At 71.4% G+C, this 15119-nt stretch carries 17 protein-coding genes and 2 pseudogenes; 13 read left to right on the top strand and 6 right to left on the bottom strand.

Annotated elements, in window-relative coordinates; genetic code table 11:
• Nucleotides 1-8: 8 nt before the first annotated feature.
• Entirely contained in the window at nucleotides 9-965 is a 957-nt protein-coding gene (locus tag ACIBL4_RS25995; protein WP_399414021.1) for a GlxA family transcriptional regulator, read from the bottom strand.
• 39 nt (nucleotides 966-1004) lie between these two features.
• Nucleotides 1005-2135: a DUF5937 family protein gene (locus ACIBL4_RS25990; RefSeq protein ID WP_399414019.1), complete on the bottom strand. Its 1131-nt coding sequence runs from the start codon at nucleotides 2133-2135 to the stop codon at nucleotides 1005-1007.
• 114 nt (nucleotides 2136-2249) lie between these two features.
• Between ACIBL4_RS25990 and ACIBL4_RS25985 the strand changes: the two genes are divergently transcribed.
• Genes ACIBL4_RS25985 through ACIBL4_RS25970 form a run of 4 tightly spaced genes read left to right on the top strand, consistent with a single transcriptional unit; the run spans nucleotide 2250 to nucleotide 5960 of the window.
• The gene (locus ACIBL4_RS25985) at nucleotides 2250-3455 is read left to right on the top strand and encodes an amidohydrolase (protein ID WP_399414017.1); all 1206 of its coding nucleotides are present in this window, start codon (nucleotides 2250-2252) and stop codon (nucleotides 3453-3455) included.
• Nucleotides 3452-4255 carry an amino acid ABC transporter permease gene (locus tag ACIBL4_RS25980; protein ID WP_399414015.1) on the top strand — a complete coding sequence of 268 codons (804 nt, stop codon included), beginning with the start codon at nucleotides 3452-3454 and terminating at the stop codon, nucleotides 4253-4255. Before ACIBL4_RS25985 ends, ACIBL4_RS25980 begins: the two co-directional genes overlap by 4 nt.
• Nucleotides 4252-5010 carry an amino acid ABC transporter ATP-binding protein gene (locus tag ACIBL4_RS25975; protein WP_399414013.1) on the top strand — a complete coding sequence of 253 codons (759 nt, stop codon included), beginning with the start codon at nucleotides 4252-4254 and terminating at the stop codon, nucleotides 5008-5010. The genes ACIBL4_RS25980 and ACIBL4_RS25975 overlap by 4 nt, the downstream gene beginning before the upstream one ends.
• A gap of 53 nt (nucleotides 5011-5063) precedes the next feature.
• Nucleotides 5064-5960: a transporter substrate-binding domain-containing protein gene (locus tag ACIBL4_RS25970; protein WP_399414011.1), complete on the top strand. Its 897-nt coding sequence runs from the start codon at nucleotides 5064-5066 to the stop codon at nucleotides 5958-5960.
• A gap of 29 nt (nucleotides 5961-5989) precedes the next feature.
• On the opposite strand, the gene ACIBL4_RS25965 is transcribed toward ACIBL4_RS25970, so the two are convergent.
• The 3 genes and pseudogenes from ACIBL4_RS25965 to ACIBL4_RS25955 form a co-directional block, all read right to left on the bottom strand.
• Nucleotides 5990-6346: a nuclear transport factor 2 family protein gene (locus tag ACIBL4_RS25965; protein ID WP_399414169.1), complete on the bottom strand. Its 357-nt coding sequence runs from the start codon at nucleotides 6344-6346 to the stop codon at nucleotides 5990-5992.
• Nucleotides 6347-6409: 63 nt separating this feature from the next.
• Nucleotides 6410-6538 (bottom strand): annotated as a pseudogene (locus ACIBL4_RS25960) (MBL fold metallo-hydrolase); the annotation flags it as partial.
• Between the two features lie 71 nt (nucleotides 6539-6609).
• Nucleotides 6610-6984, bottom strand: coding sequence for a hypothetical protein (locus ACIBL4_RS25955; RefSeq protein WP_399414009.1), 375 nt, complete (start codon nucleotides 6982-6984; stop codon nucleotides 6610-6612).
• Between the two features lie 321 nt (nucleotides 6985-7305).
• Between ACIBL4_RS25955 and ACIBL4_RS25950 the strand changes: the two genes are divergently transcribed.
• From ACIBL4_RS25950 to ACIBL4_RS25910, 9 genes and pseudogenes are all read left to right on the top strand, one after another.
• Nucleotides 7306-7950, top strand: coding sequence for a hypothetical protein (locus ACIBL4_RS25950; RefSeq protein WP_399414007.1), 645 nt, complete (start codon nucleotides 7306-7308; stop codon nucleotides 7948-7950).
• A 42-nt stretch (nucleotides 7951-7992) separates the two neighbouring features.
• Nucleotides 7993-8472, top strand: a complete 480-nt coding sequence (locus tag ACIBL4_RS25945) for a DUF5990 family protein (protein ID WP_399414167.1) — start codon at nucleotides 7993-7995, stop codon at nucleotides 8470-8472.
• Between the two features lie 57 nt (nucleotides 8473-8529).
• Complete coding sequence (locus tag ACIBL4_RS25940; protein ID WP_399414164.1) at nucleotides 8530-9078, top strand: TerD family protein; 549 nt, start codon at nucleotides 8530-8532, stop codon at nucleotides 9076-9078.
• 114 nt (nucleotides 9079-9192) lie between these two features.
• Nucleotides 9193-10318 (top strand): annotated as a pseudogene (locus ACIBL4_RS25935) (PP2C family protein-serine/threonine phosphatase).
• 415 nt (nucleotides 10319-10733) lie between these two features.
• Nucleotides 10734-10937 (top strand): cold-shock protein, encoded by a 204-nt coding sequence (locus ACIBL4_RS25930; RefSeq protein WP_004986771.1) that lies wholly within the window; start codon nucleotides 10734-10736, stop codon nucleotides 10935-10937.
• Nucleotides 10938-11135: 198 nt separating this feature from the next.
• A complete protein-coding gene (locus tag ACIBL4_RS25925) occupies nucleotides 11136-12623 on the top strand; it encodes a DEAD/DEAH box helicase (protein WP_399414005.1) in 1488 nt (495 codons plus the stop codon).
• Nucleotides 12624-12712: 89 nt separating this feature from the next.
• Nucleotides 12713-13060 (top strand): CBS domain-containing protein, encoded by a 348-nt coding sequence (locus ACIBL4_RS25920; protein WP_399414003.1) that lies wholly within the window; start codon nucleotides 12713-12715, stop codon nucleotides 13058-13060.
• A 46-nt stretch (nucleotides 13061-13106) separates the two neighbouring features.
• Nucleotides 13107-13418 (top strand): SCO5918 family protein, encoded by a 312-nt coding sequence (locus tag ACIBL4_RS25915; protein ID WP_399414001.1) that lies wholly within the window; start codon nucleotides 13107-13109, stop codon nucleotides 13416-13418.
• Nucleotides 13419-13874: 456 nt separating this feature from the next.
• Complete coding sequence (locus ACIBL4_RS25910; RefSeq protein WP_356922316.1) at nucleotides 13875-14228, top strand: MerR family transcriptional regulator; 354 nt, start codon at nucleotides 13875-13877, stop codon at nucleotides 14226-14228.
• Nucleotides 14229-14264: 36 nt separating this feature from the next.
• Here ACIBL4_RS25910 and ACIBL4_RS25905 read toward each other — a convergent pair whose 3' ends face one another.
• Complete coding sequence (locus ACIBL4_RS25905) at nucleotides 14265-15104, bottom strand: NAD(P)H-binding protein (protein WP_399413999.1); 840 nt, start codon at nucleotides 15102-15104, stop codon at nucleotides 14265-14267.
• Nucleotides 15105-15119: the final 15 nt, after the last annotated feature.

Here is a 15119-nt window from a genome sequence, read left to right as displayed (position 1 = left end):
GGCCGGGGCTACTCGCCCCGGGTGAAGGTGCGCCGGTACTCGCTCGGTGTGGTGCCGAGGATGCGCTGGAAGTGCAGGCGCAGGTTGGCGCCGGTGCCGAGCCCGACGTCGGCGGCGATCTGCTCGACGCTGCGCTCGGAGCGCTCCAGCAGCTCGCGGGCCAGGTCGATGCGGGCGCGCATCACCCACTGCATCGGCGTGTAGCCGGTCTCCTCGACGAAGCGCCGGGAGAACGTGCGCGGCGACACCCCCGCCTGCCGCGCCAGCAGGTCGAGGGTGAGGGGCTCGCCCAGCTTGTGCAGCGCCCACTCGCGGGTGGCGGCGAACCGCTCGCCGAGCGGTTCGGGGACGCTGCGCGGCACGTACTGGGCCTGGCCGCCGCTGCGGTAGGGGGCCGCGACCAGACGCCGGGCCGCGTGGTTGGACGCGGCCACTCCCAGGTCGCCGCGCAGGATGTGCAGGCACAGGTCGATGCCGGAGGCGGCGCCGGCCGAGGTGAGGACGCTGCCCTCGTCGACGAACAGCACGTTCTCGTCGACCCGGACGAGCGGATGCCTGGCCATGAGGGCCCGCGTGTAGTGCCAGTGCGTCGTGGCGCGCCTGCCGTCGAGCAGGTTCGTGGCGGCGAGCGCGAAGGCGCCCGTCGAGATGGCGGCGAGCCGCGCGCCCCGGTCGTGGGCGGCGATCAGTGCCTCGACGACGGCCTGCGGCGGGTCCTCGCGGTCCGGGAACCGGTAGCCGGGGACGAAGACGATGTCGGCCCAGGCGAGCGCGTCGAGGCCGTGGGCGACGTAGTACGCGAGGCCGTCGCCGCCGGTCACGAGACCGGGTGTCGCCCCGCACACCCGCACCTCGTACGGCATGCTCGCGCGGGTCGTGAACACCTGCGCGGGGATGCCGACGTCGAGCGGCTTCGCACCCTCGAGCACGAGGACGGCGACGCGATGCAGGCGGGGGGCGGGCACAGGAAGAGGTTACGCGGGGCGTGACCGGCCGTGCTTCCGTCAGTGGAACAGCGCCGTGAGCAGGTCGTCGCCGATGCGGCGTACGCGTTCCAGGTTCAGCTGGTAGTAGGCGCGCCGGCCGTCGCGTTCGACGGTGACGAGGCCGGCGTCGCGCAGCCGGGCGAGGTGGCGGGAGACCTGGGGCAGGGACATGCCGATGCGGGCGGCCAGTTCGGAGGGGGTGAGCGGTTCCCGGGCGATGGCGCGCGCGATGCGCTGCCGGCCCGGGTCGCACAGCACTTCGAGCCGGCGCCGCACCACCGCATGGCCGGGTTGCTCGTCGCCTTCCAGGAGCAGGGGGAACTGGACGACCGCCACGAAGCCGGGCTCGTGCTTCACCAGCAGGTGGGGGCGGCCGAACGCCGACGGTACGACGAGCACCGGGGTGGTGGCGACGTTCACGATCCCGTGGTGGAACTTGTCGAAGACCACGCGCGGCGGCTCGGAGCGGTACGACGCCGTGGGATCCAGTCCGGCCAGGGTCCTGCCGGGGCCGTCGCGATCGAGGGAGGCCCGCAGCGGCGGCAGCCGGTTGCCGATCGCCCGGGCCGCCCGCGCCAGGTCCGGCTCCAGGGCCCGGGCCGCCCGGGCCAGGAGATCGAGCAGATCCGCGCGCAGGGAATCCTGCGAGTCGAGGAGCCGGTGGGCGAGTTCGGCACGGGCGGTCGAGCGCCGCTCCGCCGCTGCGAGCAGGCCCTCGCGCTGTGTGCGGTCGGACAGCACGCGGTCGAGGGGTGTGCCGGAGTTGCCTCCCCGGATCGCATAGCCGGTGAGCTCGGTGAAGAGCGGGCGCGGAAGGTCCGCGATGTCGGCGAGTTCCGCGTCGAGCGGTCTGCCTCCGACGGCGCTCAGCGGGAGCAGGTAGCGGGCCCGGTACGAGGCCCACAGCGGTGCCCAGCCCCTGACGCGCCGCCGCAGAGCGGGCGTGAGGGCGGAGGCGGGTGCCTTGTCCGGCACGGATGCTCCACTCGCGGACGCCTCGGTTTCCAGACCCCGCGCCCAGCGGATCGCGTGGGGATGGTGTTCGGCCTCGGTGTAGGCGTGGAGCGCGGCGGTCAGCTCGGCGAGGGGTGAGGCGTCCGCGGACACACACGACGGGTCGGCGCCGGCGAGGGAGAGGACGACGCTCATGGTCACCTCCGGCCCGTCGGAATGTCGGTTACCGCGAGCGCGGCAAGCGTCGTGGGGGGAGTGTCCGGCACGGCCTACGGTTCCGGCAACCCGAAAGCGACCCCCGGAGTTGCCGTGAAAACCAGCCTCCCCGCAGACCTCCACGCCGCCGTGCGCGAGCGTCGGACCGCGCTCGAGCAACTCAGTCTCGACCTGCACGAGACGCCGGAGATCCGGTTCGAGGAGCACTACGCCGCCGAGCAGCTCGCGGGCCGGCTCGCCGCCGCGGGCTTCGAGGTGGACAAGGGCGTGGCCGGCCTGCCGACCGCCTTCACGGCCACCCACCGGGGACCGTCGGACGGCCCGACGGTCGCGGTGCTCCTGGAGTACGACGCGCTGCCGGGCATCGGTCACGCCTGCGGCCACAACCTCATCGCGGCCGGCGGGCTGACCGCCGCCCTCGCCGCGGCCGCCACGCGGCCGGACCACCCCGGCACGCTGAAGGTGATCGGCACACCCGGGGAGGAGGGCGGCGGCGGCAAGATCCTCATGCTGGAGCGCGGCGTGTTCAGGGGCGTGGACGCGGCGGTGATGTTCCACCCGGCCGACCGCAGCCTGCGAGCCCGGCACGCGCTCGCCGCCAGCCATCTGCGGCTGACCTTCCACGGGACGGCCGCCCACGCCGCCAAGGCGCCCTGGGACGGCCGCTCCGCGGCCGCGGCCGCCCAGTTGTTCCTCACGGCGGTCGACTCGATGCGCCAGTTCGTCCCGCCGACCGCACGGATCCACGGCATCGTCGCGCACGGCGGCGCGGCCCCGAACGTCGTGCCCGACCGCAGCGAGGTGGACATCTTCGTACGGGAGGCCACCTCCGCCGCGCTGGACGCGCTGCTGCCCCGGGTCCTCGCGGCCGCCGACGGGGCGGCGCTCGCGACCGGTACCACCGTGGAGCACACCGAGACGGCACCCCGCTACGCCGAGCGGAACAACAACATGGTGATGGCCGACCGGCTCGCCGCATACGCCGCCGGCCTCGGCCTGGTACTGGAGCCGCCGTCACCGGCGAATCCGGCCGGCTCCTCGGACATCGGCAATGTCTCGATCGAGCTGCCCGTCATCCATCCCTATGTGCAAATATGCCCCCGCGACACCCCGGGGCACTCGGTCCCGATGCGCGTTGCCGCCCGCACTCCGCGGGCGCACGACGCGGTCGAGACGATCACGACTGCCATGGCCGCGCTGGTTCTGGACCTGCTCGGCGACCCGGACCTCCTCACCGCCGTCCGCGAGGAGTTCCACGCCTCCACGTCCCGCCCCGCTCATGGTCAGGAGTCGCGATGACACCTCCGTCCCCGATCCCCATGGCGTCGAACGCCCTGGTCAACACGTTCTTCGACTGGGATCTGATCGCCAGGACCTTCCCGCGGCTGATCACCGAGGGGCTGCTGAACACCCTGATCATCGCCGCGGGCGCGATCGTCCTCGGCGTCGCCATCGCCCTCGTGGCGGCGATGCTGCTGCTGTCGAACCGCTGGTGGGTGAGACTGCCCGCGCGGCTGTACGTCGACGTCTTCCGCGGCCTGCCGGTGATCATCACGGTGATGCTGGTCGGCGTGGGGCTGCCCGCCGCCGGGTTCCGACCCTTCGGCACCGACCCGTTCGGCTACGCGATCCTGGCGATCGGCATCATCTCCGGCGCCTACACCGCGGAGATCTTCCGCTCCGGCATCCAGAGCGTCGACCCCGGTCAGCTGCAGGCGGCCCGCAGCCTCGGCATGAGCTACCTCTCCGCGATGCGCCTGGTCGTCGTACCGCAGGGCGTCCGCCGCGTACTGCCCGCGATGGCCGGCCAGTTCGTCAAGGACATCAAGGAGAGCTCGCTGGTCTATCTCCTCGGCCTCGCCGCCGGGCAGCGCGAGCTGTACTTCATCGCGCAGGAGGAGGTCTCCCGGACCTACAACTCCTCGCCCCTGATCGCCGCGGGCCTGTGCTACCTCGCGCTCACCATCCCCATGACCTACTTCGTGAACCACCTCGACAGGCGACTGCGTGACGGCCCGCGCCCCGGGAACTCCCCGGCCCTCACCGAGCCGGACCTGCCCAAGACCCCTGTCCCGGCCGCCGGAGGAGAGACCCGATGACCCCCGTGACCAAGGCCCCCGTCACCCCGGCCGCTCTGCAGGTCACCGGCCTCGGCAAGAGCTACGGCGCGAACACCGTTCTGCGCGACATCACCCTCGACGTCCAGCGTGGGGAGACGCTCTGCCTGATCGGCCCCTCCGGCTCGGGCAAGTCCACCCTCCTGAAATGCCTCAACCTGCTGGAGGCCCCGGACGCCGGTGAGATCTGGCTGGGGGAGACCTGTCTGACCGCCCCGGGCGCCGACGTCGACGCCGCCCGGGCCCGCATCGGCATGGTCTTCCAGCACTTCAACCTCTTCCCGCACATGAGCGTCGAGCGCAACGTCACGCTCGCCCTGACCTCGGTCAAGGGCATGGCCCGCGAGCAGGCCCGGCAGAGCGCGCTGCGCCAGCTGGAAGGAGTGGGCCTCGCCGCCTTCGCCGACCGGCGGCCCGCCCAGCTGTCCGGCGGGCAGCAGCAGCGCGTCGCCATCGCCCGCGCGCTGGCCATGGAGCCGGAGCTGATGCTCTTCGACGAGGCCACCTCCGCGCTCGACCCCGAACTGGTCAAGGACGTGCTCGCCGTGATGCGGGATCTCGCATCGGGCGGCATGACCATGGCCGTCGTCACCCACGAAATGGGCTTCGCCCGGGAGGCAGCCGACCGCGTCGCCTTCATGTGCGACGGCCGCCTCGCCGAGATCGACACCCCCGACCGGATCTTCGAACGCGCCGACCATCCCCGGCTGCGCCAGTTCCTCTCCCAGGTCTTGTGAACGGTCCTGGGACCGGTCCTGTGCACTTCCCTCTCCAGCAGAAAGCTCATGCCATGAACTCCGCCATGCCCCCTGCCATGAACATCCGCTCCCGCAGATCGCTGCTGATCGGCGCCGCGGCCACCACCCTGGTCCTCTCGCTCACCGCCTGCGGCGGGGACAGCGAGGCGGCGGGTTCCGCGGCCGCCCGGTACAAGCTGGTCCACAACGGTGTGATCACCGCCGGCACCCAGGCCGAGCAGCCCCCCTTCGCGGTCACCGACGCCTCCGGCAAGCCCAGCGGATTCGCCGTCGACCTGATGAACGAGGCCGCGGAGCGTCTCGGCCTGAAGGTCCAGTACAAGACCACGAACCTCCAGGGCATCCTCGCCGGGCTCTCGGCCGGTCAGTACGACATCGGCGTGGCCGGCGTCGGCGCCACCGCCGAACGCAAGAAGCAGGTCGCCTTCACCACCCCGTACTACTGGGGCTTCACCGACGTCGTGACGCTCAAGGACGGCAAGCAGACCAAGCTGCCGGACTTCGACGGCAAGCGGGTGGGCGCCGTCAGCGGATCCGTCCAGGAGACCTTCGTCAACCACGAGATGTCCGGCGCCCGCCTGGTGCAGTTCAAGGACCAGACCGCGCTCATCGCACAGCTGCTTTCCGGAGGGGTCGAGGCCATCGTCCTCGGCGGCGCCGACGCCGACGAGTACGCCCGGAAACAGCCCATACGCATCGCCGTCGAAGTGGACAGCCTCCAGGGCAGCGCCTTCCCCTTGCGCAAGGACGGCGATCCGAAGCTCCTGAAGGACCTCGACGCCCAGATCGACGCGATGATCGACGACGGCACCTACGTCAGGCTGTACAAGAAGTACTTCCACGACCCGATCGCGAGCGACCTGATCAGGGAACGGCCGAAGCTGGCCCGTCAGGTCATGAACACCGACCTGGCACCCACGCGGCACTGACACGGCCGTCCCGCACCGCGGCGCTGTGCCTACCCCCGCATGGCGTCGCGGACGAGGGCGGTGTCGGCGAACCGCTCGAAGCGGACGATGAGGCCGCCGCGGACCACGAAGTGATGCGCGACGCGCACGTCGACCGGCTTGCCGGTGGCCTTGTTGGCCGCGGTGCAGCGGGCCAGGACGACGACGTTCTCCCCGTCGACGACATACGTGTCGTCGTGCGCGGTCCAGCCGTCCCAGTCCTGGCCGAGCTTCTCCATCACGTTGGCGGTGACGCCGTCGGGCGTGCGGTAGGTGCCGGCGAGGGGGAAGCCGGCCATCTCCGTCCACTCGACGTCCGGGGCGAGGGTGGCGCGCAGGGCCTCCAGGTCGCCGGCCGCGGAGGCCAGGTACTGGCGGCGGACCCGGCGCCGTGGAGGTCGCGAAGTCGGGGTGCTCGCAGGTCATGAGACTCAGCCCCACTTCATCTCGCCCTTGGCGACCTTCGCCCCGATCTGCGCGGCGATCAGCATGCCGTGGTCGGGGTAACGCCTGACGAGCGCCTCGGTCAGCGCGGCGCCGTCGGCCGCCCTGCCGAACTCCACCGATCATGCCCGGTGCGGCCCCGGGCGCTCACGCCCCCGGGGGGTTCCGTGACTCGGCGGCCGACGACTCAGCGGTCGATGTAGCTGAAGTCGCCCACGGTCCAGGCGCTGACGTCCTTGATCGCGACTCGGTACATACCGCCCGTCTCGGGGATGCCGAGGCTGCCCTGCAGGATCCGTGCGAGATGGAAGTGCAGGTGTGTGGGAGCCTCGTCGCGGCCGGGCCGGTCCTCGCCCGGGCCGTGAGCGAAGACGTCGGCGAACGGGCCGAGCCGCTCCGAGTCCTTCAGGACGTCCGCCACCCGCTCGCGCCACACGGCCTCGGGAGCCAGCCGGCCGGTGATGACGGCGCCGCCGACGACCACGGTCAGTGACATCTGATTGCTTCGCTCGGACTCAACCGCGGCGGAGATGGCGACGAGCAGCTCATCAGGGTTCGACATAAGTGCACATCTTATTCAGCTGCCTCTCCCGGAACCTCCGCGGGCTTGAAGAGACCGCGCCGAAGTCACAGTGGTGAGCCCCGTGAGGCAAGGCGGCGCGTCGGCGAACCACCGTCCACAGCCGGTGTGTTGCCGTATCACGGCCGTGCCATGGCGGTGTCCTGAAGGCACGACGGGCGCGACCCGGGGGCTGCGGGGCTCCTCCTAGTCAGCACAGACCTGCTCCACCCCGACTCGGAAGGAATTTCCCGTGAAGAACCGCCACCTCCGCAAGGCCGGCGTCGCCACCGCCGCGATCACCGCCGGGCTGCTGATGACGGCATGCCAGAACAGCACGGCCGACAGCTCGTCGGGCAACAGCGGAACGGGCACGGCGGCGGTCGCCGAAAAGGCCTCGGACGCCAAGAACTCCAGGAACTCCAGGAACTCCAAGAGCTCCAGCGACGCCAAGGGCTCCAGTTCCTGGTCGCCGACGACACCGAGGTCTACGGGGCCGGCGCAATATGCGGCGACGCGGGGTCCAAGGTGGACGCGCCCTGCACGCTGGACCAGCTGGAGGCCGCCACGAAGAAGGCCGCCGTGAGCGCCGACGTGGAGATGACGAACGGCATCGCGACCCTGGTGACCGAGCGGCGCGCCGCTCAGCGGGACTCGGACTCGACGGTCATCGAGGGCATCAACAAGGGCAAGGGCGTCAACGGGACCTGGTTCGGCAACGTCTCCTACCTGGCGCCGGGCAAGTACACGGTCTCCGACCTGAAGGGCACCGAGCAGCAGTTCTTCGTCGCCGAGGACACGAAGATCTGGGGCTACGGCGACATCTGCGGTGACGCGAACACGGGCGAGGGCGGCCAGGGCGGCACCGAGTGCACCGAGGCGGAACTGGAGACGGCCGCCAAGAAGGGCGTCAGCGCCGAGGTCGTCATCAGCAACGGCATCGCGACTACGATCCGCGACGACCACTGAGCCGCGGGAAGGGCCGGGGACGATGGCAGGCCGATGAGCGCGATGATGGCCACCATGCACATCCGCATCGACGCCGTCGACCTGCCCGGCCTCACCGGCCCCGCCTCAACCGACGGCAGGGTCCCCGCCTACGGCAACCTCCACGTCGCCGTGCAACGCCGCGACCGTCCGGCCGAACTCCTCGCGCCACAGCCCGGCGACGCACCGTCCGCGACCTGGACCCTGGAGTGCACCACGAGCACGTCACCGACCGGCACCGAGATCAAGGGCCCCTATGTGCAGGACCGTCTGGGCCGGCGGTTCGTCTACCTGTCCTGGGGCACGGTCGACGGCTCGGGCACCTTCACGATGTTCCGCCGCGCCAAGCTGATGCTCGACGCCGTCCCCGCCGACGTACTCGCCACCGCGGCACGCGACGGACTGCTGATCGGACACCTCGGCCTGACCGACGCGCAGGGCGGTCCCCGGTGCGGCCGCGTCGAGCCCCCGCACATCACGTGGACCGCCCATAGCGCCGGCTGAGAGAGATACCGAAAGACCACGCCGTGCTGACCCGCCTGCCCGACACCCAGCGCCTCGATTTCGTCGCCTACGGCCGCTGGACGCGCCAGGCGATCGAGTCCACGCCCTGACGGGCACCCGAGGACGCGCGTCGCGTTCAGCTTCGCCGGGGCGGACGCGGACCTCACTCTCTTCCTCACGGATGACGAAGGCCGAGTGGCGGGTGACGAGGACTTCGTCTTCCACAACCAGCCCGTTGCCGCCGACGGCGCCGCCCGGCTCCTGGGCAAGCAGCAGGAAGGCCCGCACGCCGTCGAACGCGCCACCGTCCACCTGGACGCCCTGCCCCAGCGAGTGAGCCGCGTCGCCGTCGCCGTCAACATGGACGTCGAAACGGGGCTGACCTGCGCCTCCCTCGCGCACGACGCGCTGTACCTGGACTGCGTGACCGGGGCCGCATGGACCTTCCTGCCCGCCACTGATCCGGACATCCGAGCCATGGTCGTCGTCGAGTTGTACCGGCACACCGTCGACGGCCGCCCCGCATGGAAGCTGCGGGCCCTCGGCCAGGGTTGGGCGGACGGCCTCGACGGCCTCGCTCGCGCTCACGGAGTCGACGTCGCGTGACGCGATCACCAGCCCAGGACGGCCCGCCCCGGAGTACCTCGCAGGCCCGAGCCGCTCAGCGTCGGGCAGTCGTGATGACGTCGGCGAGACCGGTCCGAGGGGTTCGGCGAGCGGCTGCTCGGGGTGCTGCTGGACCGGGCCTACGAGATGCCGCCCGGGCACCCGAGGACGCGCGTCGCGTTCAGCTTCGCCGGGGCGGCTCGTGCCGCTGCCGGGCCGCAGACTGAAGGTCGGCGGCCCAGAACCGGTCGAGGACTCCCCCGCCGGTGAGGCGTTCCTCAGCCGCAGAACGGTGCAGGCGGCGCAGGACGGCCGCGTGCGGATGTACCTGCCGCTGCTGGACGGCAGCGACCAGATCGGGGTGATGGCCGTCACCCTGGACAGCGTGGACGACGACCGGCGGTTGCTCCGCCGGCTCGCCGGTCTGGTCGCGGACATGATCGTCACCAAGGACGCCTACACCGACCGGTTCTTCCAAGCCCGCCGCAGCGCTCCGATGAGCGTGGCGGCGGAGATCCAGTGGTCGTTGCTGCCCCCTCTGTCGATGACCGTTCCGTAGGTCGAGGTGGCCGGGATCTTGGAGCTCGCCTACGACGTGGCCGGCGACAGCTTCGACTACGCCCTCAACGGCGACATCCTGCACATGGCCATGCTCGATGCGATGGGCCACGGGCTCGACGCGGCGACCATGGCGACGGTGGCCGTCGGCGCGTACCGGCACACGCGACGGGTCCATACCGATCTGTCGCAGGTGTACGCGTTCATGGACCGGGCCATCAACGAGCAGTTCGGCCACGACCACTTCGTCACCGCGCAGATGATGGTGCTGAACATCGCCACGGGCCGGCTGCACTGGGTCAACGCCGGGCACCCGGCCCCGTTCCTGATCCGTGACCGTGCCGTGGTGGACCGGCTGGACAGCCCGACCACGCTGCCGGTCGGCTTCGGCGGTGAGGAACCGGTGGTCAGCGAGCGGATGCTGCGTCCCGGGGACCGGGTGCTGTGCTTCACCGACGGCCTGTTCGAGGAGCACCAGGCCGGCGGGGACCAGTTCGGTGAGGAGCAGCTCATCGAATGGACCAACCGGATCCTGCGCGAGCGCACCGAGGTCCGGGCTGTGGTGCGGGCGCTCTCGCACACCCTGAAACACGAACGCGGCGGCACGACGACCGACGACGCGACCATCTTCCTCGTCGAGTGGCGCGGCGGCGACGCCGATCACCTCGCCGCCCTCGACTGACGCCGCCCGGCCCGACCGCCCCGTCACCCGCATGCCGATGTGACCTTCCTCGCGATCAGGGGGTCCCGGCACGTCCGCCGGTGTCCCCTGCGCTGACGGCGACGGCCGCGGCGCGTGGGTCATCGGAGGAGGTCATGGCATTGCGGGCGGAGGCGGTGGCAGGAACAGTGCAGCCCCGCTGAGCCAATATCTGTTTTTGCGAGATGAGAAATTTGCGCGGCCCCCGGCGAGTATTCCTCGATCGCCTGACGGGCCGGAATTAGTGCTCCGTACAGGGCCGGTCGCGCCATGCTACTGTCGATCTCAGTTGCAGGTGTGGTTGCCAGAAGGTTCATTTTCCTACGGGGTAATCAGCACGGCGACGCGGAATTCGCACAGGGCGAATTCCGAACATCGTCTCCGAAGGAGAATTAACATGGCTACTGGCACCGTGAAGTGGTTCAACGCGGAAAAGGGCTTCGGCTTCATCGAGCAGGACGGCGGCGGCGCCGACGTCTTCGCCCACTACTCGAACATCGCTGCCCAGGGCTTCCGTGAGCTGCTGGAAGGCCAGAAGGTGTCCTTCGACATCGCCCAGGGCCAGAAGGGCCCGACGGCCGAGAACATCGTTCCCGCCTGACATCGCGGCAGCAACGCATATTTCGCAGCTGGGGCCCGCACCTTGGGGTGCGGGCCCCAGCTCGCTGCTTTTCCGGGCGCGTGACAAGCACGCCGCGCCCACCCTCTCAGGCTCGTTCTCGCGATTCTCTGCGCCGTTCGTTTTGCTGCGGAAATTCCTTGATACGTGCCTACCAGCTCACATCGAGGAAGGTTCCGCTTGAACCGCGCACGCACCACCCGCACGCCCCGTACCTACGACCGCTCCCGGGGCGCTGCCGCCAAGGGCTCGGGGGCGCCGCGGCGCTCCAAGGGCTACGACCGCCGGCCGGCCGCTCCCCAGGGGGAGTTCGCGCTGCCGGTGACGACCACTCCGGCGCTGCCCGCCGTCGAGGCGTTCGCCGACCTCGCCCTGCCGGCGCCGCTGCTGGCCGCGCTCGGCCACGAGGGCGTGACCGTGCCGTTCCCCATCCAGGGGGCGACCCTGCCGAACTCGCTCGCCGGACGTGACGTCCTCGGCCGCGGCCGCACCGGGTCGGGCAAGACCCTCGCCTTCGGCCTCGCGCTGCTGGCCCGTACCGCCGGCCGGCGCGCGGCCCCCCGGCAGCCGCTCGCCCTGGTCCTCGTCCCCACTCGCGAGCTCGCCCAGCAGGTGACCGACGCGCTCACCCCGTACGCCCGCTCCGTGCGGCTGAAGCTGGCCACCGTGGTCGGCGGCATGTCGATCGGCAGGCAGGCCGGTGCGCTGCGGTCCGGTGCGGAGGTCGTCGTCGCGACACCGGGACGGCTGAAGGACCTCATCGACCGCGGCGACTGCCGGCTGGACGACGTCACCATCACCGTCCTCGACGAGGCCGACCAGATGGCCGACATGGGCTTCATGCCGCAGGTCACGGCCCTGCTCGACCAGGTGCGCCCCGAGGGACAGCGAATGCTCTTCTCCGCCACCCTGGACCGCAACGTCGACCGCCTGGTCCGCACCTACCTGACGGACCCCGTCGTCCACTCCGTCGACCCGTCCGCCGGTGCGGTCACCACGATGGAGCACCACGTGCTGCACGTGCACGAAGCGGACAAGCACCGCACGACGACCGAGATCGCGGCGCGGGACGGCCGGGTGATCATGTTCCTGGACACCAAGCGCGCCGTGGACCGGCTGACCGAGCACCTGCTGAGCAGCGGCGTCCGCGCCGCGGCTCTGCACGGCGGCAAGTCCCAGCCCCAGCGCACGCGGACCCTCGCCCAGTTCAAGACCGGCCATGTGACGGTGCTCGTGGCGACCAACGTCGCGGCCCGCGGCATCCACGTCGACAACCTCGACCTGGTCGTCAACGTGGATCCGCCCACCGACCACAAGGACTACCTGCACCGCGGCGGCCGTACCGCCCGCGCCGGCGAGTCCGGCAGCGTCGTCACCCTCGTGACACCCGGCCAGCGCCGCGGCATGACCCGGCTGATGGCCTCGGCCGCCATCACCCCCCAGGTCACGCCGGTGCGTTCGGGTGAAGCGGAGCTGAGCCGGATCACGGGCGCCCAGACCCCGTCCGGTGTCCCGGTCGTCATCACCGCGCCGGCCCCGGCACATCCCCGCCGCGGCACGTCCTCCGGAGCCCCCTCCTCCCGGGGCCGCCGCCCCTCCCGGGGGCGCCCCACCGGGCAGGCGGGGCGGCGCACCGCGCAGCGGCCCGCCTACAACCCGGCGGCCTAGTGACGTCGACCGGCAGTCGGACCGGCAGTCGGGCCGGCAGTCGGGCCGGCAGTCGGGCCGGCAGCTCACCCATCTCCGAGGAGGCAGCTTTGACACCGGTTCAGACGCAGCACCGGCAGGCGGACCCCTGCTCCGTGACCGTGAGCGACGGCATCAACGGATCCGGCCCCCGGGTCCGGGACGACATGACCGTCGAGGTCGCCCTGTCCGTCATGGCCGGTGCCCGGGTCGACCACCTCCTGCTGTGCGACGCGGACGACCAGTGCACGGGCTCGGTCACCCGGGCCGAACTCGCCGTGCACCGCGGCAGCGCCACGTACACGGACCGGACCCGGCTGCGGGACGTCCTCGGCGGACCGTTCGCCTCCCCCGTCTCCCGGATCGCCGCCCTGCGGGAGCACGACCGGACCCCGGGCGTCCTCGCCCTCTCCAGCTGATCCGCCTCACCCGGTCAGCCCGTCCTCCTTCTCCCTGAGGGGCATCATGCGCTGTGTCATCGCCCGATACCCGTTCGACCTGACCAAGAACGGGGTGCTGGCCTCCATGAAGGGCATCACGCCCGAGCTCGTCACGGGTGAGTCCGTGACCATCGGCCGCCGCCGCTACCCCGTCAAGCAGGTGGGGCAGGTCCTCACCCGGCAGGACCCCCGCGACTTCACCGCCGCCGAGGTCGTCCGGGCCATGACCCGCCTCGGCTTCACCTGCCACGCCCACCCCGAGGCCGCGCCCGTGCGCGTCGCCACCCCGCTCCAGACCGCGTCGGCACTGCTCGGCGCCGCACCCCTGGACGCGTGACGACGGGCGGACCACCGCCCACCCCGATCCCGATGAGGGCCCTGCCGACGCGCGTCGGCAGGGCCCTCGTCGTCGTCCCGCCTCCTTGCGGGCCATCGGCAATGTGCGCCTACAGCGAACGAAAATCTACTCTTGTCAGAGTAGACATTGAGCTCCGTCGCAGTTAGCCTTTTTCTCGTTGACACGGATCACTGATCGAAGAAGGACGGAGGAGCAGACGCCATCAGGATCGCCCGGCCCGAGCAGCGCTCGGCCGGGTACCGCAAGACCCCGGATTGGAAGGTGGTCCCCGGTCACGCAGCCGCGATCCCCGCATCCCCCCTCCTGCAGGGCCGGTAGCGGAAACAGAAGGTCGGCGCAGCATTAGGGCCGACAGATGGTGTTCAATTTCCTTCGGGGCCCTGGTGCCGTACGGCACCAGGGCCCCTCGACGCGTGCGTTGCACTACGAGGTGACATGACAGCAGATACCCCGCTCAGCGATCGTCTGGACGACGACGACTACCCCGCGTACACGATGGGGCGGGCCGCCGAGATGCTCGGCACCACCCCGGCCTTCCTCCGGGCCATCGGTGAGGCCCGTCTGATCACTCCGCTGCGCTCGGAGGGCGGACACCGCCGGTACTCCCGCTACCAGCTGCGCATCGCCGCGCGCGCCCGCGAGCTCGTCGACCGGGGCACCCCGATCGAGGCCGCCTGCCGCATCGTCATCCTCGAGGACCAGCTCGAGGAAGCCCAGCGCATCAACGCCGAGTACCGTCGCCGCGCCGGGCACGACACGCCCGAAGGTTCCGTGGCCGAATCCGGCTGATCACCCGGACGGGTGAGGAGTCCCGGCCAGGGAAGGTCAGGGGTTCCAGAGGCCTTGCCGGGCGGTGGTGCCGGCGTACTCGGAGAAGTCCCGGGGAGCCCGGCCCAAAGCTTGCCGGACACCGTCGCCGAGCGAGGCCAGGCCGCCTGAACGGACGTGGTCGTACAGGCCCACCGTCAGTCGCACCCACTCCTCGGGCACACCCTGCGCCCGCTGCTCCCTCTCGTACGCCTCCGGTGCGAGCGGGACGTAGCTCAGGTCGCGGCCGGTGGCCCGGGCGATCTCCGCGACGGCGTCCCCGAAGGTCATCAGGCGGGGGCCGCTGAGTTCGTAGTGCCTCCCGGCGTGGCCGGCCTCCGTCAGGGCGGTGACCGCCACCTCGGCGATGTCCTCCGCGTCGACGAACGCCTCCTTGCCGTCCCCGGCCGGCAGCCGCACCTCGCCGCTGAGCACCGGGTCGTACAGGAAGTCCTCGCTGAAGTTCTGGAAGAACCACCGCACCCGCAGCACGGTCCAGTCCGGGCCCGCGTCCTCCAGCGCCCGCTCCGCCGCCAGGACATGCTCCCCGGCAGGGTCCCAGGCGCCGGAGGGTGTGGACAGCAGCACGGCGTGCCGGACTCCGGCAGCCGCGGCCCGCCGGGCGAACGCGGCGACATCGTCGGCGGCCTGCCGACTGCCCAGGCCGGGGTGGACGACGTACACCCCCGTCGCCCCGCGCAGCGCCGCCTCCCAGGTGGCGCGGTCCGCCCAGTCGAAGGACGGCGTGGCCGAACGGGACACCGCGCGCACCGGCACCCCCCGCTCCCCCAGCAGCCGCGCCACGCGGCGGCCGGTCTTGCCCGTGGCCCCTGTCACCAGGATCATCTCGTCGCTCATGGCCTCCAGCGAACC

The organism is Streptomyces sp. NPDC050416, assembly GCF_044458845.1.
In the GTDB taxonomy this organism is placed as follows: Bacteria; Actinomycetota; Actinomycetes; order Streptomycetales; family Streptomycetaceae; genus Streptomyces.
The sequence above is the reverse complement of the archived record's forward strand: the minus strand, read 5'-3'. Positions and strand labels throughout refer to the sequence as shown.